The following is a 20,928-nucleotide window of genomic DNA, read 5'->3' as shown; positions in this document are numbered from 1 at the left end:
ATGTACAGGATTTGACTCCGCGGGGAATTTAATATGTTTTGATTACAAAGGGCATGAAAATAATCCAATTGTAGTTTTTGGGGGAAGATGAAAACGCTTGGTAAAAAGAAATGTTAATCGAGGAAGAGGGTTTAACGGAAGAGCGTGAAAGAGAAAATGTATTTTATGTTGCACCAACATTTACTGAATTTCTTGATAAGTTACATGACTAAAGATTACATCAGCAAGTGACCGTGAATGTTTTGATGACTGAGTAGGAGGAGTCGTACATATGCACACCATTAGTTTAGTAGTTTTTAATGGCTCAAATGTTAATAAATATATTCCTTTATTAAGACAAAAAACACTTAAATCTATAAGCGACATAAAACAAAATATCAGTATGAGAATCCCTGTGATTGTATGTGATTATTATGATGCAGAAGCCTTGGAAGGTTTAGTAGCGTCTGCTGAAGAGTTACTTTTAATGGGAGCAAGTATTAAGGTTTATGAAGATGAAGAAGAGATTACACTTAATATGGTGAAAAATTTAATCAAAATGACAGAAGGCATTGCAAAAGATAGGGAAGAAATGGATAACTTAGTGCTTAATGAAGCAGAGGGAAATCATACGTCATTTGAAAATGAACTTCAAACACTTTATCGTAAACTTACTCAAAAGATAAGCGATATGATTCCTGTTGAATGGGGCAGCTTTTACTTTAATGGTGAAGTGAAAGATGGAGAAGGTGGAGTATACTTCTTTTATAAAGTTGTAGGAGAAGAAAATGAATATCAATATTCACATTTAATACCTCGAACATATCAAGTCGAAAAAAAAGCGTACAATCATTCTCTTCATGAATTATTTCATTTAACGGTTCAATTACAAAACGTATTTATGGAGAATCAACAAGAACCTTGGTATTCAGTTACGATGATAGTAAATGATGAAACAAAATTAAAGGTGCACTTTAGTTATGTAAACTGGAACGACTCACTATTTGGCCCTTCAGCTCGAATTAAGTATTTTGAGTACAAATATTTAAGTAGAGAATTGGCGGATGAAAAAGATGAAGAACAAATGATGAAAATGAAAAGATATGAAGAAGATTTTAACAGCAATAATCAATGAGTTATAGTATTTGAGTGTTTTTAAAAGGAGGCACGAACTTATGGATAAGGACGATATTCATTTTCTTAAACAGTTACTTAATAGCACAGATAAGGATTATATAATAAGTTATTTGTAGATGATAATGAAGGAGTTTGCATAGTGGACCGAAACCATAGTAAAAAATTGATAAGAAATGCCATTAAAACTGGCGATATCAACGCAGTGAAAAAACTAATAGGTGATGATATAGAGACTTTGAATACCGTGAATGTATTTGGTACGTGGTTACATGTAGCGGTTAAAAAAGAGAACCTTCAAATCGTCCGATATTTAGTTGAAAAAGGAATTGACGTTAATGCGAAAGGCGGGACATTTGATGCTTCTGCGTTAAATTTAGCAGCTGGGTCCGGTAATTTAGAAATAGTAAAGTATTTAATAGAATCTGGAGCAGAACTAGATGTGAGCTTAGCGAAGAGAAATCCACTGTTTGGAGCAATTTATGGGGGGCATCAAGAAGTAGTTAAATATTTAGTGCAAAAAGGAATAGATGTGTCGATTAGATACACGGGAGAAAATATCAAAAATATGAATGCCTATGAATATGCAAGAGAGTTTGGGCAGACTGAGATTGCTGAATATTTAAAGCAAAGGATGACTGAAAATTGATTGGGTTTAGATTGTCTCTCATGCAGGTGGTACAAATTGCTTAAGAGCAAAAAAATGAGGAGAGAAGTTGTTAAATTAGGAAAAGAATTCGAAAAGAGTCGAATTCTTTTTTTATGTTGGAGTAAAAAGTTAGTATTTGAAATGTAAAGAATGCAATGTAGGAAGTAGAGAGAAAGTATTTAGTACTTTAGTGTTTTATGATAAGAGTAATGATGAGTTTATTGTAGTGGTTTATAATAGTTATAGAGAAACATTAATGGATGGTACAGTAAGGAACGCGTTATAAACTGGAAAAACAGTTAGGTGGTCGAACATATTGAGTATGGAAACAGAAATAAATCAAATTTATAGGGGAATTTCTGAAACAGTGAATGAAATGATTCCTACCAAATGGACAAAGATTTATTTTTACGCTCAAATATCCGAAACGGGCGGAGGCACTTACTTTTTTTATAATACCCTTGAGAATGAAAAGAACTATAAATATAGTTTAGAAATTCCTTGTGAATACGACGATATTGATAAAGAATTTTATAAAATGAAGGATCGAGCTTTATTTGAGTTAAGTAATAGATTAAGAAACGTTTTTAAAGATAATCAGCAAGAACTTTGGTACTCTTTTACACTATCTGTTAATAGCGATGGCAAATTGAAGGTGCATTATGATTATACAAATTGGTTTGACACGGATTATAGCTTTGATGACCAGCTAGTGATTTGGGAATATAAATATTTAGGAACAGAACCAGATGATAGCGAAAGCAAGATTTTAATCAATAAGTATTTAAATGAGTATCCCAATAATCCAATTTAGCATAAATCCAGTATTTGTGGTTAAATTCCCACCTCATGAAGGTACTAAATTAACCCTGGAAAAATTACATCAGCGTTTGCATAGTGATTACGGTCAAATAGTAAACGTTGATTCAATTAATTATAAAAAGAGGATACGAATGAAGAAGATCGTAGAATTATTTCATGATATAGATTGTACGTTGTCTCCCATGATAAGTTTTTATAGCGCTTTATCAGATCAAAAATTTTTAAAAGTCTTACACTATTTTTCAGAGGAAACTGGTTATGGAAATGAGTACCACATTTGTACATTTTCAGGTGACTTAGAGCCGTGGGAAGAGGGTTATGTTGAAAACGGAATTGAATTTCTAGACGGTACGGGTGACACTGACAAAAGTGTTATTGTCGATTATGAAACGTTTTTAACTTACTTGCACAAAATCTGCCGCGTATATATTGAAGATCATGCCCATGATAAAGAAAAAGTGATGGCTCTTTTACATAAAATTAAACAAAATCATAGTAATGAAGACTAGTAGGAGTATATAAAGAAGCAACGAATGGAGTCTTGCTATAGACAATAAGCTCTCCACACTACAGCGCATTACATCAAGCAAAGAGACGATATATTTTGGAGAGAATTCTACAAGGTAGAAAGTAGAGGGAAAACGAAAAATGGCAATAACTCAAATGACAAAAGCTATTAGAGGTGATATAAAAGGTGCTCACTTAAATAAGGTAAGAGACTTATTTGAGAAAAATCCAGAAATGTTAACATGGATCACACCTTTTGGCACATGGCTACATGTAGCAACAGCTCATGGTCATTTAGAAATCGTACAATACCTTATTCATGCTGGAATAGATGTTAATGCACAAGGAGGAACTTTTTCTACCAATGCCTTAGAAAGAGCTGCTGCAAAAGGACATATAGATATTGCTAAGTATCTTATTAACCATAATATTGAACTTGATATTAGTGAACCGGATAGAAATCCGCTGTTTGCTGCCATATATAACGGTCATTTTGAGATGGTTAAACTGTTAGTTGAGAATCATATCAATATATCGATTACATACTCTGGTGAAAACATGAAAGAAATGGATGCTTACACGTTTGCCCTTGAAAGAGGACAAACAGAAATGGCTGAATATTTAAAGGGAAAGTGGAAATAGATAATTTACTTAACTAAGACCATGAATCTAAAGTAATTACGAACAGGAGGAGGGACGCCGTATGATGGATATAGAAAAGCAGTTGGAGGAGCTTTATGAGGAGATAGCAGTAACAGTTAACAATATGATTCCAGAAGACTGGGAGAAATTTTATTTTTATGGACAGGTATCAGAAGATGGAGGAGGAACGTATTTCTTTTATAATCAGCCTGGCAATAAAAAAACGTATCATTATAGCTTAGATATTACAGAAAGATTTGCTGTTTCTGAATTAGAATTCTATGAACAAGAAGATAAACTTTTGGATCTTAGCAGTAAAGTGAGAGAAGTGTTTGAAGAACATAATCAGGATTTGTGGTATTCCTTTACAATGAGCCTTGATAGAGAAGGGGAATTCTCAGTATCCTTTGATTATACAAATTGGTTTCAAACAGATTATGGTTTCTTAGAGCAGCTCAAACTTTGGAAGTACAAATATTTAAATGAAGTACCAACAGATGAAAAAGGTAAGAGTTTAATAGAGCACTATTTAAAAGAATATCCACATAATCCTATTTGAATCATTAGATGGATTTTGGAAGGAGTTTTAGAGAACTAATCGTAATTTGCCTGATACTATGAACTGATGAAGAAGTCGCATCAACAAAAATATCTTAGGAGGTTTCTATGGATAATAAGGAAAAAGCAGTTAAAACCTATGATTTCATTAAGAACGGTGATACAGAACAAGCAAAAGAGATTCTGATTACAGATAAAAGGCTGCTTGAGTTTATAACTCCTTTTGGAACGTGGCTACACGTGGCTGCTAGAGCTGGTAGCCTTGATATGATAAAGTTCCTAGTTGAATACGGGATGGATATTAACACAAATGAAGGTGTACCAAAGTCAGCGCCAATTGCACATGCAGCGAGTGTAGGTGAATTTAGCATAGTTCAGTACTTATACGATAGAGGTGCAATATTAGATGTAAGCGATTCGAGTAGAAATCCTTTATTTTCAGCGATTTATGGTGGTCATCTTGATATTGTAAAATACCTTGTTCAGAGTGGTATTGATATTACTGTAACATATACAGGGGATACGATGAAAAATATGGATGCCTGTGAATTTGCGATTGAACGAGGACAAATAGAAATTGCTGAATATTTAAAGCAGAAGATGGACAGTAAATGGTTTTGAAAGATGTATAGAGAATGCGAATAGTTACATAGAAAGATTAACTTCTTTATTAAATGATGATACGAATAGAAAAACAGTGAATGATCTGCGAACAAAAGTGTTAAAAGAACTACAAGTATGACAGTGAAGTTCACTGAACACAACTATTTAAAAGTAAAAACGGTAGAAACAGCTAAATTATTGAGGGAGATGTCTACATTAAAACACGGCAATAAAGGGCAACTAAATTAAGGGGGATATGCTTTGAAGAAAAACAGCGTCAATAAAGCAATAAGAAATGCAATTAAACGTGGTGACATTAACTCAGTCAAAGAATTAATAGGTAGTAATAAAGCAATTCTACACACCATGACTCCATTTGGTAGCTGGTTGCATATAGCAGCAAAAAAAGGACAGATGGAAATAGTAGAGTATCTAGTGCATAAAGGAATCGATGTAAATATAAAAGGTGATATATTTGATGCTTCTTCCTTACGAGTGGCAGCAGGTGAGGGGCATGTAGAAATAGTACAGTGCTTAATCCAATCTGGAGCAGAATTAGATGTAAGCTTGGCAAAAAGAAATCCTTTATTTGCAGCAATTTACGGTGGTCATAGAGAAGTAGTTGAACATCTAGTTGATCAAGGTATAGATATTTCCGTTCAATATACCGGAGAGAATATCAAGGATATGGATGCGTATCGATATGCTAAGGAATTTGGACAAATAGAAATTGCTGAATATTTAAAACGAAAGCTGAATGAAAAAGTGCAAAAGAGAGTGCTCGAAGACTAATTAAATCGTATACAACAGGTTACAAAGCTAATAAAAGCAAGGAGGTCCACCTCATGCTAGAACCTATATATGCTGAAAACGTAATTGTCGGAGTTATACATAAAAAGCAGTTTCAATGGTATGTGACTGACCGAGAGCTATGGTATTTGGATTATGTGAAGTTTGCGCAAGCTTTTGAAAATGAAGGTGATTCAGCGGTTAATGAATACATCGAACCTGAACGAAAAGGGATCGAAGTTCTCAGCAATGAAAATGCTGAGCTTTTTTTAAAACGTATAGAGTCGTATCAAGCAGATACAACTACTCTTTTAAAGCTGTTTGAAGATAAAATAGAAAGCGTAGATGAAGAAGACGTATTAGATTTTAGCCCTTCGTTTTTGGTGGATTTTGATCAAAAGACGTTTTACTCACTGTTTCCTAAGCCGGCTTCATTTGAAGAATATGTTCCAAGCGATTGGAAAGGAACGTATAAAGACTTTACAGGTTTGATTCCAAAAATAGAAAAGTATTGGGTAAATAAGGACGGAGAAAATTTATTTGAGCTGTGAAAGCAAACAGGGCATGGAGGGATAATGTTGTTTCGTGTTCAAACGTTAATTAAGCGTCCAGGTATCTTGATTACCGATTTATCATCTCTATATGAAAAGGAATCGCACTATTTTATCGATATATCAAACGAAGAAGAACTCATTCGTTACGGTAATCAGCTTGATTTTACTTGTCTTGAAGGAGCTATTAAGCTTGAATACTACGGTGAGCCGCTTCTTGATGTATCTGCATGGGATGTTATAGATAGGATGTGGCTTTATTTGTTGGATGCAATGGAGAGTTTAAAAGAGACCGGGTATGGAGAGATGAATTTTCCAGATCAACCGTTAGTATTAACCTTAAAATCGGCTTCTGAACAGTTTGTACTGTATACCTTGCATACATCTCCTCCCGTAAAAGCAGTGCTTCCAAAACAAGACTTTTTTATGGTGGTGTTAGGAGGAGCGGAGCAGTTTTTTAAAACGATGGAGAGATGTTTTAAAGGGAACTTTCGGTATTTCAGTGAAATCAAACGTATTGAAGCGTTAAAAAGGCAGTAAGGAAGACGAGGTTACTAGTAAAAGATTACAGGAACTATGGCCACATTGTGACGGCAAGTGTAATTACTCGGCGTGCGCTTCCTTTTTCGAGCTGTTGTCCGATAGCACTTGATGTTTGCACCCAATTCACTTCATCAGGATAATTTGTAATGACTCCGTCACTTTTTGTTTTCCACAAAAATGAAGCGGGAAGCCGCTTGGTTCCAGACCACGGTGATATTTTCATTCCGGCAGAATGGACTTGGTGGATAAGAGCAGGCGTTAGGATGTCATAAGACGGGTTAAAGTAAGTGGCAAAAGCGGCGAATTGCTGGATTGAATTTGGGCTTGCGTCTCGCTGTGAAGAAGTTAGTATGCCTATAGGAACGTTTGGGAGAAGCTCATGCATTTTTTTCATGGATGAAACGTTAAAAGACTGAATGATAACGTGATCGAGCTGTCGCTTGTTGATTTCAAAAGCTACTTTTTTTTCAATTCCAGGATAAAGTTCCGGCGCTTTTAACTCTATTAATATACCGATTTTTCCTTGAAATTCATCTAATACTTGCGAAAGAGTTGGAATTTTTTCATTCGTAAAAGAATCCCCTTTCCAGCTTCCTGCGTCCAAGCGCTGAAGCTCCGCGTACGTTAACTCTCGAATGTGTCCGCTTCCGTTTGTCGTTCGGTCTACGGTACGGTCATGCATAATAACGAGTACACCGTCTTTGCTTTGCTGCACGTCAAGTTCAATGTAATCCGCATTCATTTCTAGCGCTTGGTGAAAAGCAGCCATTGTATTTTCAGGTGCGTAGGCAGAGGCTCCTCGGTGCGCGATATTTGTGAGTTTTTCTTCCGTGCGTGCAAAAGCAGAAGAGGCGATTGAACAGCATAACAAGGCGACGGCGCTTAAACCAGCTAAATATTTTTTCATCACGTTTCTCTCCTATGCGTTGGTATAGAAATAGCGTAACGAAAAAATGTGATGCTGATATAGAGGAAGTGTGTAGAAAACGTTGACATTTCGTAAAGAAAACTAGGGATTTTTTCATGGTGATGTTTACAAAAAATGCGCAAACGAATAGGAATTTTAATTAAATATTAAGGAAACAGCGCTATAATAGAAGGTGTGAAAAAAAGAATAGGAATTTCTTAGAAAATAGTTGTATAATAGGTGAGTCAGTCAATGAAAGGAATGGAACATGGATATTCAGTACATACATACGTTTATGATGCAAACGAAAGAGGAGTGCCGGACGCTTCAGCAAAAGCTAAAAGCACAAATTGATTTAACATCAGGCGTCAAAATGACGCATATACATAACTGTGCTGGTGTTGATGTGGCATATTGGGAAGAAAACGGCATATCTTACGGAGCGTGCAGCATTGTAGTGGTGGATTATCAGACGAAAAACGTTGTGGAAAAAGTGCACAGTGTAGGAGAAGTAACCGTTCCTTATCTTCCTGGATTCCTAGCTTTTCGAGAGCTTCCTTTAATTCTTGAAGCGGCTAAAAAACTTCAAATAGAGCCCGACGTGTTTTTATTTGATGGCAACGGATATTTGCACTATGAGCATATGGGAGTAGCTACACATGCTTCGTTTTTTCTTAATAAACCTACCGTTGGAATTGGGAAAAGCTATTTAAAGATCAAGGGACATGATTACGTTATGCCTGAAGATGCAGCAGGCGCTTATGAAGATATTGTGATTGATGATGAAGTTTATGGTAGAGTAGTAAGGACAGCTAAAGGAGTAAAGCCTATTTTTCTGTCGTGCGGAAACTATATTAATTTGGACATGTCGTATCAGCTTATGATGCATTTTATTTCAAAAGAAAGTAAGCTTCCGATTCCGGTCCGCCTAGCGGATCTGCATACGCATGAGCTGCGGAAAAAGTACCGGCAGTCAACAGGGAAGTAAGCTGTTCATAGTGAGTTCATAGTTTCCTTTTATACTGATGGTTGGAATATAGTAGTAGTGTAAAATTATTAAAGAATGAGTAAGGTGATTAAAGGTGAGTTCATTTGTTGCGAGTATTTTGGATTTTTTAACGAGCCTTGGCTATTTAGGTATTGCACTCGGCTTAATGATTGAAATCATTCCAAGTGAAATTGTACTAGCCTACGGGGGGTATATGATTTCTCAAGGCATGATTAGTTTTCCTGGAGCAGTCATTGCCGGAATTATTGGCGGAACGATTGCACAGTGGTTTTTATATTGGATTGGAGCCTACGGAGGACGTCCGTTTCTTCAAAAATACGGCAAGTATTTATTTATTCATGATAAGCATATTGATCTTGCGGAAAACTGGTTTAATAAATACGGCGCGGGCGTTGTTTTCTCTGCTCGTTTTGTCCCGGTCGTTCGACATGCGATTTCGATTCCTGCAGGTATTGCTAAAATGCCGTTTTGGAAGTTTACGTCTTTAACCGTGTTAGCGATGATTCCTTGGTCGATTTTATTTATTTACTTAGGCGGAAAGCTAGGGGAGAACTGGGCGAACATTGAAGACGTAGCAAGCAAATATACGCTTCCGTTTGTGGTTGCGGCATTTGTTATTATTGTTCTTTATTTCGTATTTAAACGCACGCGTACAAAGCGCGTATAAGATTGTTTTTGAACTAAAAGCATGGCAAAAAGCCATGCTTTTTTTGCATGCGCAACCAGAAGCTCTTTTATTTGCTCATGACTTCTTCAAGTGCTATTATTTTTCATACGCACTAAAAAAGGAGACGATTTAACGTGGTACAAGAAATTGTATTAAATGATACGCCTATTCAAATTTACAGCTATGAACAAGAAATTGTAAAAGGCAAAACAAAAGTTTCAGTTGATTTTAAAGTAACGAGTGAGGAATATCATCATATTACTACACTGTTATATAAAGGTACTTTTCATGTAAATGTCCCAGAAGAAGATCTGGATTTTCAAGGGACGATTCATCAGTATTCCACATCTTTTACAAATTTATATGAAAAAGGACAGGTAGGGGATTTTTCATTAAGTTTAATTGAAGTGAACGAATAAGGAGCAGATGCGTGATGAAAGTAAGTATACTCGACCAATCGCCCGTTTCATCCCATCAGACTCCAGCGGAAGCGTTAGAAGCATCGATGCAGCTGGCCAAAGCGGGTGACAAGCTTGGCTATGAGCGCTACTGGATTGCAGAGCATCATGATTTGTCTGGACTTGCCTGTTCGGCTCCTGAAGTGATGCTTGGCTATATCGGCGCACAGACTAATAGAATTCGAATTGGATCGGGAGCGGTGCTGCTGCCTCACTACAAGCCGTATAAAGTAGCGGAAACGTATAATATGCTCGCAACGCTGTTTCCAGGGCGCGTTGATTTAGGGATTGGGCGCGCGCCGGGTGGATCGGCTGAAGCAACAAATGCGCTGTCGGATAATTTCTTGCAGCAAGTATTTAAAATGCCTGAACTTGTTGAAGAGCTTCTGCAGTTTTTAGACGATAAATTTCCGGCTGAACATGAATACGCAAAGCTTTCAGCTTCGCCGCTGCCGCCGGTCTCTCCCGAACCTTGGCTTCTTGGCACAAGTAAAAAAAGTGCTGAGCTCGCCGCTAGAAACGGAATGGCCTATACGTTTGGACAGTTTATGAGTGAACAAGACGGTTCAGCTATTATTGATCAGTACAAACAGGCATTTCAGCCAAGACGGACCGGTGATCAGCCCTATGCGATTGTCACTGTATCGGTCATTTGCGCTGAAACAGCCGAGCAAGCGCATCGCATCGCAACGAGCTCACTTCTATGGAAAATTCAGCAGGATAAAATGGAAGCAAAAGGCGTGCCTTCTATTGAAGAAGCGGCCAGCTATCCGCTTACAGAAGAAGAAGAGAAAAAAATGAAGAAAATGAAAGAAGCCATGATTATCGGAAGTCCAGAAGAAGTGCATGAGCGCCTTCAAGAGGTTCAAGCACGCTACGGAGCGGATGAACTCATGCTTGTCACCATTACGCACGACCCGGCTGACCGATTAAAATCATATGAGCTTGTCGCAGAAAAATGCAAAAAATAAGAGCCAAATGTCGGCTCTTATTTTTTATGCCCGTAATAGTACTCAAATAAATGCTGAAATGCTTCTATAGCACGTGAAAAAGAAGCGGTGTCTTGGCGGTCCTCGTCCTCTATTAACCAGCACGTGGCTAGTACAGAATGAGCGTATCCCCACAGTAAGATGCGTTTTTTACTTACGTTCAGTTCTTGTACAAATATATTGATTCGATGGTCAATTGTCTCTGCCACGTTTGTCTTAGGCAGATGATTTAAAAGAAAAGGGATGATTTCGTACTCTTTTTCTCCAATTAACCCTTTTGGATCAATTATTTTCCACGCTTCACCAGACTGTAAGATGTTATCATGATGCAAATCGCCGTGAAGCAGAAAAAGCTGCTGAGAAGTGCGGTTTAATTCAGAGAAAACGGATAGTGCGTGTTGAAGCGTTTCAGAAGAAAGAAAATCAATACCGCTTGGATACATTTGTGTATACTCTCGAAGCTGTTTCTCTCTTTTAACGGCTGTTTCGATAGTGGAGTCCGAGTGAGGCACGCGCCATAGAGATTTCATAAGCCTAGCAGCGATTAACGCAGCTTCGTCTTTAGTTGATAAAGAGGAAAGCGAGCGTCCGGGAGATAGCTTTTCAAGCAGCAAAACGCCTTTTTCAGCATCGGTGTCCACGACCTTTACCGTGTTCTCACCAGCTAGTGCTGTCAGTGCTTCTTGCTCATGAAGCAGCTTTGAAGGCTCTACAAAGAGTTTGACAACTAGTTCGCTTCCATCTGCTTTGCGCGCAGGAGCAACAAAGTGATAGGAAAGAGGGAAGTGACTGTGAATGGTGATATGCCAGCGCTCTTCACAGTAGCGAATCAGCTGAGGAAAGTCAGTTAGCCACTTTTGGCCTTTATGAGAGTGAAGGTGAGTAATCGTATCACAAAACGTTTGAGGCAGCGTATGCATGCGTTTGTCTCCTTTGTTGTTTCCAATTTTTTCTGATAAACTCATCATATACAGCCTACATAGAATCTGTAAAGAAGGAGGAGATCCTACATATGAAGAGAAAGAAGGTGAAATCCCCTTGGGCTCTCGCGGGGTTTCCGATTTATATCATTGGATTTGCCATTTTACTTGCTGGAAGCGCAACGGAGTGGCTAGAAACAGTGAGTAAAATCATGATTGTTATTGGAGTCATTTTGCTTATCATTGCAGGAATTGATCTTAAAAAACGAAAAAAATCAGTACAAGCCTAAAAAACTGCCGTTTGGCAGTTTTTTTATTTGGAGAAAGGGTAACAAGATAACTAGATAAAAATGTTGAATTATTATTCTTTTTGATGTATAAATATAATATAGAAAGCAACGGTATTGAGAGGAGAATGAACGTGTCTTACGTAATAAAAAAAGAGGTTCCGCCATTTGAGCAGTTTGCTGATCTGCATGAAGCGAGCGGATTACATAAAAGTAAAAAAGGAAATTATACAAAAGAGCAGCTGTTTGAAGCCGCAGCCAACAGCTGGTTTAGAGTCGGTATTTATGACAATGAACGATTAATTGCATTTGGCCGTATGATTTCAGACGGAATTTATCAAGCGCTTATTTGCGACGTGATGGTTGATCCCACATATCAAAACAAAGGGCTTGGAAAGCAAATTATTCAAGAGCTGTTGACGAAATGTCAAGAAAGCGGAATTGAATCGATTCAGCTGTTTGCAGCAAAAGGAAAGCATCATTTTTATAAAAAATTAGGATTTCAAGAAAGAGAAGAAGACGCGCCAGGCATGTCGCTTGTTATGTAAAAAAGCTCAGTGATCAATCATACTCACTGAGCTTTTTGTATTATGCCGTTTTTAAAACCGTATTTTTTTGGACTTAAATTCCAAGCAACTTTTACTAAATAAATAACAAGCAAAACGTTCAGCATAGACGTAGCAAACATAGAAAACGGGTATGACGTGCTGTTTTGCATATTGCTGTTACCGTACAAAACAAAAAAAAGTGTTCATAAAAATACTGATGCTAAATCCAAGGGATAAGTAAAGCAAGTTTTTGTCTTTTAAATAAATATAAGCCACTAAAGCAAGCGCTGCTGCTGGAAATAAGTAGCGTTCATGCATGCTTGAAGAAAACGTAAATACCCCTGAAATTTGAATAAGCGCTGCAAGAGCGGCGTATTTAAAGCTCCGTCCTTTTATATAAATAAGCCAAGAAAAAATAGTTGTCGCGACGATAAAAATAAGTCCCCACGTATGATAGCTGAAAAACAGCAGCGTTGCAGAGCTGTCTTTATAGTTTGCGCCGATTAAACTAAAAAAGTTATAGGCGTTAACAGAAGCATACGGGTACTCCCCAATGGTGGATGAAAATAAATTAATAATCCACGTAGGACTTTTTCCAGATGAAAAAGGCAATAAAATCACCCCAGCAGTGAGAGCCGCTGTTAAAGCAATTCCGAAGAAATGTTTCACTTGCTTTAGGCGAATGAGTTCGAAAAATAAAATGGGCAGGATAATAATCGCCTGCGGCTTCATTAAGACCGCTGCTGTAAAAATAACGGCTGACGCGTAAATTCTTTTTTCCGTAATCATTACAATCGCTAGGACGATAAGCAAAGTGAAAAATGAATCGACTTGCCCCCAAAACGTTGAATTAACTAAAATGGCCGGATTAAATAAATATCCAATTGCTAACAGATAGGCAAAAGAAGGTGCCAAGTATTTACGAGCTAAACGATAGAGTAAATAAGATGTGACAACATCTGCTAAAATAGGCGGAATTTTAATCAACAGCGAAAAATACTGCTGAAAATCCGGTAAACTGCCAACTTTCCCAACGATAAACAAGATATAAATATAAAAAGGCGGATAATCGCTTCCGCTTTTAGCGTAGAAATTTGAAAAATGATTAGCCGCAACCGATGCCCAGTTTTTGAAAAGCGACGCATCCATATGAGAGCCTACCCACGGAATCAGCGCAATCCGGATAAATAGTCCAGTGCCAAGTAATGACCATAAAATAACGCGAGAATGCCTTATCGAATGATGCCATTTCTTTTTCTTTACTAATCCGTAAACGAAAGCTGCTGCTATAAAAAAGCCCACCGTATAAAGAGCGAGCGGCGTTTCATAGTCTTTATTAGCTCCTTGACTTCCGGCACCGTTATCCATAGATAGATTATGAAAAGGCGTTACGTGTTCTCCGGAATTGCTGGGTGAAGCGGGACCGTTTCCTGAAGGAAGACGATGATCCCTCGAATGATTATCAGGAGCAGATATACCATTCGTAATCTTTTTTAACTGATGACTTTCTTGAATCGAAAATAAATGTTCTTCTCCTTTATAGTGTGATAGTGAAACGATACTGAAAACAAATGCTAAAAGAAAAGCAGCCATTACGATAAAAGCCGTTCTTTTTTGTAGTATGTTCATATAAAATCCTCCGATGACAATGTATCGAATAAGTAGTAGTGTGTATCCATACTATAAGGGGAGTTGGTGAAAATAAAGTGAAACTTCGTTAATAAAGAGCTGATGAGCACATAAAAAAGCAAGGTCTTGGTAGACCTTGCTTTTGGTACTTCTTATAGTACAGCATCAAACTTATTTACTTTCCACTGTGAACCAGATTTATAAAATGTAACGGTGCGTTTTACACTTCCTCCGTCAACTGTTGGAACCGTAAATTGATAAGAGCGAACATCGGCGCGCTGATAAGTTAGTTTTGCTTTTGCTTTGTTCCACTCTAGCATGCTGAATCCGTCACCGACAGGACGAGCAAGCTTTCCGTTATATGTGATGTAGCGATAGTTTGTTAATCCTTTTTGAATAGCACTGTTTGTAAAAGTTTCAGATAAGTAGCTTACTAGTTTGCTTTTTGTATTAAAATCTTGACAAAGATATGAGTACTGAGTGCCTTTATAATTAAATGTTTTTTGAGTACATAAATTACCTTTAGATCCATGAAGTGCATTCCAGAAATGGTTGCTTGCGTTTGCTGCAATTTTTACCGCATTAGTCGTTGATAGATTTTGTGATGCTGCTTGAGCTGTAACTCCTGTGCTTAGTGAAAAGAAAAGAGCAAGTGATGCTAAGATTATTCCAAATTTTTTCATTTCCATTTCCCTCCTACTCATTCATTGAAATATATGTAACATTCATGCTGATAATATTACAATTGTTACATTTATATTACAATACTTCTTTAAAGAAATAAAGAGTATTTCTTATATATGTTTGAATTATTCCCGTATTTTCTTAAATAAAACGTAGAATTAAAAGAAAACATATAAACAGTATGTCAATTATGTGTCACTTATTTCGTTGCTTTACAAGTTCGTATATAATAGGAATAAATCGACTAATATGCTGATGTAGATAAATAGGTCAGGCACAAAAGGAGAACGTAAACTAATGGGTGTTTCAGAAGTAACATCAGGAATTATTATTACCACTGCTGTAATTGCTATTGTGATTATTACAGTTGGTGTTTTGGCTACAATGATTGCGATTGCGAAGAAAGCAAATAAAAAGTAAGTATGTAGAGGAGAGTTAGTATAATAACTAATTCTCTTTTTTTTGAAAAAAACCTATCGCTATTTTTATAATAAAAATGCATAAATAACGCATGCATTATTCATAGAAAAAAGCAGGAAATTTATGTTTTGAAGCTAATAGATACATAAGGCAAGCTGCGCACTTTCATTATAAAAAGAATGGAAGGGGTTCTAACAGACTTCAAGTGATATCGCCTATTTTATGTCATAATGAATGATATTCATTAACACCGCATCTTAGACGCACTTTATAACCAAATAATGAGGAGAGTGGTTTAGTTGCAACGACAAAAAGTAGCAGTGAATGGAGAAAGGTTAAAAAATACGCTTGAACGATTTGCCGATTATGGACGAACACCTAATAACGGTGTAACCCGCTTAGCGCTGTCAGAAGAAGATCGCTTAGCACGAGACTATTTTTGTTCATGCTGCCGGGACCTTGGAATGGATATTAAAATTGACGATCTTGGATGTATTTATGCCACGCTTGAAGGACTAGAAGATAAGCCGCCTATTGTGATAGGTTCACACATGGACAGCGTAAAAAAAGGCGGAAGGTTTGACGGAATCCTCGGTGTAGTTGCAGGATTAGAGTTAGTAAGAACGCTGGTTGAACATAATATTAAGCCGAAGGTGCCGATTATGATTGTTAACTTTACGAATGAAGAAGGAGCGCGTTTTGAGCCTTCTATGATGGCTTCAGGTATTTTATCGGGCAAATTTCAAAAAGACGTTATGATGAAGAAGACGGATGTTGACGGCGTGACGTTTGAGCAAGCCCTTCAATCATGCGGATATGAAGGCGACACGAGTAACCGTCTTACTGAAGCATCGGCATTTGTAGAATTACATATTGAGCAAGGGCCTATTCTAGAACGAGAAGCCAAATCGATCGGTGTAGTCGAGTGCGTGCTCGGCATGGTATGTTATGAAATTGAAATTACCGGGGAGTCAGATCACGCTGGGACGACGCCAATGGACATGCGAAAAGATGCTCTTTTTGCAACCAACAATTTAATTGCTGAAGCTCGTCATGAGCTCGGCAGATTAGATTCAAATTTGGTCTATACAATGGGGCGCATGAATGTGCTGCCTAATATTCATACCGTGATTCCAAATAAAGTTATTTTTTCGCTTGAAGCGAGACATACGGATGAAGATGTCATTGCATCCGTGGAAAAAATTATTCAATCACTGCCTGATCAAGTGGAGCTGTTAGAAGGCTGCGAAGTGCGGGTGACCAAGCTTTGGGGGCGCGATACCGTGTGGTTTGATAAAACCGTTTGCGATGAAGTGGAAGAATCGGTTCGTTCGCTTGGATATTCCTATAAGCGAATGGTAAGCGGAGCTGGACATGACGCACAGTTTTTAGCTAGCTATATTCCGACGGCTATGATTTTTATTCCGAGCGTAAACGGAAAAAGTCACTGTGAAGAAGAATTTACTCCTTGGGAAGAATGCGAAAAAGGTGTAAATGTACTTTTAGAAACAGTGATCAAGTTAGCGCAGAAGTAACAGGATGAAAGAGTAAACCTGCGGAGGTTTGCTCTTTTTTAGTGCTTAGAAAGACTCGAACTATTGCATTGAACTTTTGGTTTATTATGGATACAATAAATGAGAAGCATGCGGACGGATGTGAAAGAAGGATGTGAAAAAAAGTGAGATGTTCTCACTTAAAGAAATGAAAATTACTATTATTATTGCAGATGATAATTCGTTTATCCGAGAAGGAATGAAAATTATATTAAATACATATGAAGAATTCGACGTTGTCGCTACTTTAAAAGATGGTCAGGAAGCCGTTCAATATTGCAAGAATCATTCCGTCGATATTGCACTGTTAGATGTAAGAATGCCTATCATGGACGGTGTAGAGGCTACAAAGCTTATTTCAGAGTCAACGAAAGCAAAGCCGCTTATTTTAACTACGTTTGATGACGATGAATACATTATTGATGCTGTAAAAAACGGAGCTAAAGGCTACTTGTTAAAAAATACAGAGCCAGAGCGCATTCGAGACGCAATCAAAAGTGTCTTCAACGGGCATACGGTTCTGCAAGATGTTGTGCTTGATAAGATTAAATCAAGTTTAAACGCTGCAACTGAGCGCCAGTCCAAAGCGGATATGACACAGTTTACCGAGCGTGAAACGAGCATTATGACGCTGATTGCCAAAGGGCTTTCAAATAAAGAAATTTCTAAAACGCTTTTTATTTCAGAAGGTACCGTAGCAAACTATATTAGTTCAATTTTAAGTAAAACGGGGCTTGAGCATCGTACTCAAATTGCTATTTACTATTTAACCGGTAAAGGGAAGTAGGACTATGGAAGTCGGATTAATGATGACTAAGCTCATCCTTATACTGTTTTTGGCTATTACGTACATTCAGTTTAATTATGTACACTCGATTTCAGCTATTGTGTTAGCACTGCTTCTTTACAGCTGTGTTAATATTGCCGCGTCCATTGTGAAAAAGAGCGCGTTCAAGCGCATGTTTATTGTTGTTTCCATTGTCCTTATTCTATATTGTGCGTATCAACTTCATCCTTTGTTTTTTCTTCCTTTGCCGCTAAACCTTTGTGAGCTTATTGGAGAATCAGTCATAAAAAAATGGATGCTGCTCCTTGTTGTTTTGCTTCCAGTGCTGTTTGTTCCCTCTGATAGTAGCGCTCTGTATGTGTTAGTCGCTGCGTTTACTTTTTTTATTTATACAGGAGCAGCTCTCTATCAAAAACGGACGATCAATTACGAACAAAAACTGGATGAAGCGAGAGTAAGTATGCAAAAACTGCAAAAGCATGTGAATGAAAATAAAGAGTATGTGAGACAGTCTCAATATGCTTCAAAATTAGAAGAGCGAAATCGACTATCGCAGGAAATTCATGATAAGATTGGTCATTCAATGACAGGAGCGCTTATTCAAATGGAGGCAGCAAAGCATGTGATGAAGCAAGACGAGGAAAAAGCGCTGTCTCTTCTTCAAAATGCGATTACGATTTCGAAAGAAGGCATTGAAGAAATTAGGTTAACGTTAAAAAGTATAAAGCCTCCCGCTGAGCAAATAGGAATCAGCAGACTTAAATTATTTATTGGTGAGTTTGAGGCTAAGCATAGTATCGCAATGCCTCTTGTATACAAAGGTAATTTAGATCTTATCACGCCTCTTCAGTGGAAAATTATCCATGAAAATATAACAGAAGCTATTACAAACGCTTTAAAATATGCAGAAGCAACAATGATTGCCATTGAACTTCACGTACTAAATAAAATGGTTAAATTAGAAGTAAAAGACAATGGAAAAGGTGCTCACTTGTTTCAAAAAGGTCTTGGCATAGCAGGAATGGAAGAGAGAGCTGCTTCTATTAACGGAACGGTGATTGTTGACGGGGCAAACGGATTTTCTGTTACCACACTGCTGCCGATAGGTGAGAAACTTCATACATAAATAGTGAGATTTCTCATGGGGAAAAGGTGAACTTATGCACTGACGTAAGTTTGCCTTTTTTTCATAAAATAAGGATATATCAACACACTAGAGGTGAAATGATGAACGTATTATCAATTCAAAAATTAACAAAGAAATTTGGAGATTTTATTGCGGTAGATAATTTGTCTTTACAAGTAGAAGAAGGAGATATATTTGGCTTTTTAGGAACAAATGGAGCAGGAAAAAGCACAACGATTCATATGGTGGCTAGTCTGCTTCAAAGCAACAGCGGCGATATTGAAGTGCTTGGGAAAAATATAAAGAAACACCGAAATTTCGCAAAGATGAACATTGGAATTGTTCCGCAGGACTTAGCGATTTATGAAGATTTGACAGCCTATGAAAATGTGAAGTTTTTTGCAGGTCTCTACGGATTAAGAGGATCACTTCTTAACGAACGAGTCGAAGAAGCTTTAGCGTTTGTAGGGCTTTTGGATAAACAAAAGGCGTACCCGAAAAGTTTTTCAGGAGGAATGAAAAGAAGGTTAAATATCGCATGCGCAATTGCTCATCGCCCGAAGCTTATCATTATGGATGAACCGACGGTTGGCATTGATCCTCAGTCGCGAAATTATATTTTAACATCTGTAAAAAAGCTAAATGAAATGGGAAGCACAATCATTTATACCAGTCACTATATGGAAGAAGTAGAAGAGGTATGTACAAAGATTGCAATTATTGATCACGGCAAAATTATTGCAGAAGGAACAAAAGAGCAGCTGAAATCGATTATCACCGATACAAAAGATATTTGGATTGAAGTAAAAGAAGCAGACGATATAGATTGCAGCGGTCTAAAAGACATTCTGGGAGTAACAGCCGTTACGTACGAAGATGGAATCATTAAAATTAATTCAAATGCCGAAGTGAATAACTTGAACAAAGTCATTCATTATTTAATGACGCATCATATCGAAATTAAAGCAGTCAAGGAGCAAGCCCCCAATTTAGAGACGGTGTTTCTGACGCTCACAGGACGCAGTCTAAGAGATTTATAAAAGAAAGGAGGAATAACGAATGAATATTATTGCAATTGCTTTGAAAGAAATGAAAAGTGATCTGCGAGATAAGCGTGCATTTATTTTTATGATTCTTTTTCCGCTAGCTCTTGTCCTTATTTTAGGAACAGCTTTGTCCCAAGCCTTTAATAATGACATGACGATAGACGACAGTTACGTTCTCTACAAAATGGACACAAGTAATGAAGCATCTGCTGCTTTTGAGCAGTTTGCTGCACATGCAGAAAAATCCTGCATTCACTTTAAAGCGCTGAAAAAAGATCAGGATGGAAAAAAAGAAGTAAAAGAACAGCGCTATACAGCTTATGTAGAAGTGAAAGACGGAGGCATTCATCTCTACGGAAATGAAGAAAACAGCATTGAATTTAACATGGTGCAAGGTATGTTAAGCACGTTTGTTGATAAGTATAACGTGGCTATGGAAGTAGCCAAAGTAAATCCTCAGCAAGTGGAGAATCTGCTCCGTGCGTCTAAGCATGACTATATTCAAGAAACATCCCTTCATTCTCAAAAACAGCCCAATTCAATAGACTACTACGCCATTTCAATGACAACTATGATTGTTTTGTACGGATCTATCTCAGCGAGTTATTTAATTAGAGGAGAGCGTATGCGAAATACAGCTAGTCGACTAGTAGCCGCTCCGATTAAAACCGCTGAAATTTTTGTCGGGAAAATTTTAGGTACTGTTTTGGTTCACACTATTTGTGTGTTAGTGGTGATTATGTCGACTAAATACTTTTTTGATGCGAATTGGGGAGATCATTTACTTTTAGTACTCGTAATGTTAGTATCTCAAATTCTTTTTGCTATTAGCTTTGGACTAGGAGTTAGCTACCTTACGAAGACAGAAGCGGCGGCAAGAGCAATTATTATGGTTGTTATTCAAGTGTCTTGTATTGTAGGAGGAACCTATTTTCAAAACGGATCTGGAGAGGGCTTCGTCAATGTATCACCTTTAACTTGGATGAACAATGGACTTATTAAATTGATTTATACAAATGATATCGGCGCTTCTCTTTCAGCTATTGGGTTGAATGTAGGCTTCTCTATTTTGTTCTTGGGCATAGCCATTGTGCTTTTGAGAAAAAGAGAGGGGTTATAAC

At 37.5% G+C, this 20,928-nt stretch carries 26 protein-coding genes and 1 pseudogene; 23 read left to right on the top strand and 4 right to left on the bottom strand.

The genetic code is table 11. The annotated features are described in order from the left end of the window. Positions 1 to 10 precede the first annotated feature (10 nt). From N178_RS26975 to N178_RS08575, 11 genes and pseudogenes are all read left to right on the top strand, one after another. Positions 11 to 212: pseudogene (locus N178_RS26975) on the top strand (SMI1/KNR4 family protein); the annotation flags it as partial. Positions 213 to 271: 59 nt separating this feature from the next. Beyond that, positions 272 to 1,114 carry an immunity protein YezG family protein gene (locus tag N178_RS27500; protein ID WP_237758427.1) on the top strand — a complete coding sequence of 281 codons (843 nt, stop codon included), beginning with the start codon at positions 272 to 274 and terminating at the stop codon, positions 1,112 to 1,114. Positions 1,115 to 1,255: 141 nt separating this feature from the next. After that, positions 1,256 to 1,762: an ankyrin repeat domain-containing protein gene (locus N178_RS08615; RefSeq protein ID WP_045291783.1), complete on the top strand. Its 507-nt coding sequence runs from the start codon at positions 1,256 to 1,258 to the stop codon at positions 1,760 to 1,762. A 322-nt stretch (positions 1,763 to 2,084) separates the two neighbouring features. After that, on the top strand, positions 2,085 to 2,576 hold the full coding sequence (locus N178_RS08610; RefSeq protein WP_045291821.1) for an immunity protein YezG family protein: 492 nt from the start codon (positions 2,085 to 2,087) through the stop codon (positions 2,574 to 2,576). Positions 2,577 to 2,715: 139 nt separating this feature from the next. Next, positions 2,716 to 3,093, top strand: a complete 378-nt coding sequence (gene cdiI / locus N178_RS08605; RefSeq protein ID WP_025751646.1) for a ribonuclease toxin immunity protein CdiI — start codon at positions 2,716 to 2,718, stop codon at positions 3,091 to 3,093. Positions 3,094 to 3,232: 139 nt separating this feature from the next. Further along, positions 3,233 to 3,733, top strand: coding sequence for an ankyrin repeat domain-containing protein (locus N178_RS08600; RefSeq protein ID WP_045291782.1), 501 nt, complete (start codon positions 3,233 to 3,235; stop codon positions 3,731 to 3,733). Between the two features lie 70 nt (positions 3,734 to 3,803). Then, positions 3,804 to 4,292, top strand: coding sequence for an immunity protein YezG family protein (locus N178_RS08595; protein WP_045291820.1), 489 nt, complete (start codon positions 3,804 to 3,806; stop codon positions 4,290 to 4,292). A gap of 107 nt (positions 4,293 to 4,399) precedes the next feature. After that, a complete protein-coding gene (locus N178_RS08590) occupies positions 4,400 to 4,912 on the top strand; it encodes an ankyrin repeat domain-containing protein (protein WP_045291781.1) in 513 nt (170 codons plus the stop codon). A 243-nt stretch (positions 4,913 to 5,155) separates the two neighbouring features. Further along, positions 5,156 to 5,686: an ankyrin repeat domain-containing protein gene (locus N178_RS08585; protein WP_045291780.1), complete on the top strand. Its 531-nt coding sequence runs from the start codon at positions 5,156 to 5,158 to the stop codon at positions 5,684 to 5,686. Positions 5,687 to 5,739: 53 nt separating this feature from the next. Then, positions 5,740 to 6,234 carry a hypothetical protein gene (locus tag N178_RS08580; RefSeq protein WP_045291779.1) on the top strand — a complete coding sequence of 165 codons (495 nt, stop codon included), beginning with the start codon at positions 5,740 to 5,742 and terminating at the stop codon, positions 6,232 to 6,234. 24 nt (positions 6,235 to 6,258) lie between these two features. Then, a complete protein-coding gene (locus N178_RS08575) occupies positions 6,259 to 6,774 on the top strand; it encodes a hypothetical protein (RefSeq protein ID WP_152640841.1) in 516 nt (171 codons plus the stop codon). A 34-nt stretch (positions 6,775 to 6,808) separates the two neighbouring features. Here N178_RS08575 and N178_RS08570 read toward each other — a convergent pair whose 3' ends face one another. Beyond that, the gene (locus tag N178_RS08570; RefSeq protein WP_045291777.1) at positions 6,809 to 7,684 is read right to left on the bottom strand and encodes a glycerophosphodiester phosphodiesterase; all 876 of its coding nucleotides are present in this window, start codon (positions 7,682 to 7,684) and stop codon (positions 6,809 to 6,811) included. A 268-nt stretch (positions 7,685 to 7,952) separates the two neighbouring features. On the opposite strand from N178_RS08570, the gene N178_RS08565 reads away from it, so the two are divergent. The 4 genes from N178_RS08565 (at position 7,953) to N178_RS08550 (ending at position 10,789) form a co-directional block, all read left to right on the top strand. After that, positions 7,953 to 8,672: an endonuclease V gene (locus tag N178_RS08565; protein WP_045291776.1), complete on the top strand. Its 720-nt coding sequence runs from the start codon at positions 7,953 to 7,955 to the stop codon at positions 8,670 to 8,672. A 94-nt stretch (positions 8,673 to 8,766) separates the two neighbouring features. Then, on the top strand, positions 8,767 to 9,360 hold the full coding sequence (uptA, locus tag N178_RS08560; RefSeq protein ID WP_013057365.1) for an undecaprenyl phosphate transporter UptA: 594 nt from the start codon (positions 8,767 to 8,769) through the stop codon (positions 9,358 to 9,360). 134 nt (positions 9,361 to 9,494) lie between these two features. Then, the gene (locus N178_RS08555; RefSeq protein ID WP_045291775.1) at positions 9,495 to 9,779 is read left to right on the top strand and encodes a DUF3219 family protein; all 285 of its coding nucleotides are present in this window, start codon (positions 9,495 to 9,497) and stop codon (positions 9,777 to 9,779) included. A 14-nt stretch (positions 9,780 to 9,793) separates the two neighbouring features. Beyond that, positions 9,794 to 10,789, top strand: coding sequence for an LLM class flavin-dependent oxidoreductase (locus N178_RS08550; protein WP_045291774.1), 996 nt, complete (start codon positions 9,794 to 9,796; stop codon positions 10,787 to 10,789). Positions 10,790 to 10,806: 17 nt separating this feature from the next. Here N178_RS08550 and N178_RS08545 read toward each other — a convergent pair whose 3' ends face one another. Next, entirely contained in the window at positions 10,807 to 11,775 is a 969-nt protein-coding gene (locus N178_RS08545) for an aminoglycoside phosphotransferase family protein (RefSeq protein WP_237758426.1), read from the bottom strand. Between the two features lie 44 nt (positions 11,776 to 11,819). Between N178_RS08545 and N178_RS08540 the strand changes: the two genes are divergently transcribed. Together N178_RS08540 and N178_RS08535 are read left to right on the top strand one after the other, a co-directional pair. After that, positions 11,820 to 12,017, top strand: coding sequence for a hypothetical protein (locus N178_RS08540; protein ID WP_045291772.1), 198 nt, complete (start codon positions 11,820 to 11,822; stop codon positions 12,015 to 12,017). Between the two features lie 131 nt (positions 12,018 to 12,148). Then, positions 12,149 to 12,562, top strand: a complete 414-nt coding sequence (locus tag N178_RS08535) for a GNAT family N-acetyltransferase (RefSeq protein ID WP_045291771.1) — start codon at positions 12,149 to 12,151, stop codon at positions 12,560 to 12,562. Positions 12,563 to 12,739: 177 nt separating this feature from the next. Here the strand turns inward: N178_RS08535 and N178_RS08530 are convergent, their stop codons facing one another. Together N178_RS08530 and N178_RS08525 are read right to left on the bottom strand one after the other, a co-directional pair. After that, positions 12,740 to 14,191 carry an MptA/MptB family glycosyltransferase gene (locus N178_RS08530; RefSeq protein ID WP_237758425.1) on the bottom strand — a complete coding sequence of 484 codons (1,452 nt, stop codon included), beginning with the start codon at positions 14,189 to 14,191 and terminating at the stop codon, positions 12,740 to 12,742. A 152-nt stretch (positions 14,192 to 14,343) separates the two neighbouring features. Next, entirely contained in the window at positions 14,344 to 14,880 is a 537-nt protein-coding gene (locus N178_RS08525; protein WP_014459798.1) for an IseA DL-endopeptidase inhibitor family protein, read from the bottom strand. A 292-nt stretch (positions 14,881 to 15,172) separates the two neighbouring features. On the opposite strand from N178_RS08525, the gene N178_RS27795 reads away from it, so the two are divergent. From N178_RS27795 to N178_RS08500, 6 genes are all read left to right on the top strand, one after another. Beyond that, positions 15,173 to 15,295: a hypothetical protein gene (locus N178_RS27795; RefSeq protein ID WP_013057357.1), complete on the top strand. Its 123-nt coding sequence runs from the start codon at positions 15,173 to 15,175 to the stop codon at positions 15,293 to 15,295. Positions 15,296 to 15,594: 299 nt separating this feature from the next. After that, positions 15,595 to 16,830 (top strand): Zn-dependent hydrolase, encoded by a 1,236-nt coding sequence (locus tag N178_RS08520; protein ID WP_045291770.1) that lies wholly within the window; start codon positions 15,595 to 15,597, stop codon positions 16,828 to 16,830. 166 nt (positions 16,831 to 16,996) lie between these two features. Beyond that, positions 16,997 to 17,635: a response regulator gene (locus N178_RS08515; RefSeq protein ID WP_045291819.1), complete on the top strand. Its 639-nt coding sequence runs from the start codon at positions 16,997 to 16,999 to the stop codon at positions 17,633 to 17,635. 4 nt (positions 17,636 to 17,639) lie between these two features. Continuing rightward, a complete protein-coding gene (locus tag N178_RS08510) occupies positions 17,640 to 18,761 on the top strand; it encodes a sensor histidine kinase (RefSeq protein ID WP_045291769.1) in 1,122 nt (373 codons plus the stop codon). A 101-nt stretch (positions 18,762 to 18,862) separates the two neighbouring features. Next, a complete protein-coding gene (locus tag N178_RS08505) occupies positions 18,863 to 19,801 on the top strand; it encodes an ABC transporter ATP-binding protein (RefSeq protein ID WP_045291768.1) in 939 nt (312 codons plus the stop codon). A 19-nt stretch (positions 19,802 to 19,820) separates the two neighbouring features. Next, on the top strand, positions 19,821 to 20,927 hold the full coding sequence (locus N178_RS08500; RefSeq protein WP_045291767.1) for an ABC transporter permease: 1,107 nt from the start codon (positions 19,821 to 19,823) through the stop codon (positions 20,925 to 20,927). Position 20,928 lies beyond the last annotated feature (1 nt).

Source organism: Priestia aryabhattai B8W22 (genome assembly GCF_000956595.1).
GTDB classification, from domain to species: domain Bacteria; phylum Bacillota; class Bacilli; order Bacillales; family Bacillaceae_H; genus Priestia; species Priestia aryabhattai.
The sequence above is the reverse complement of the archived record's forward strand: the minus strand, read 5'-3'. Positions and strand labels throughout refer to the sequence as shown.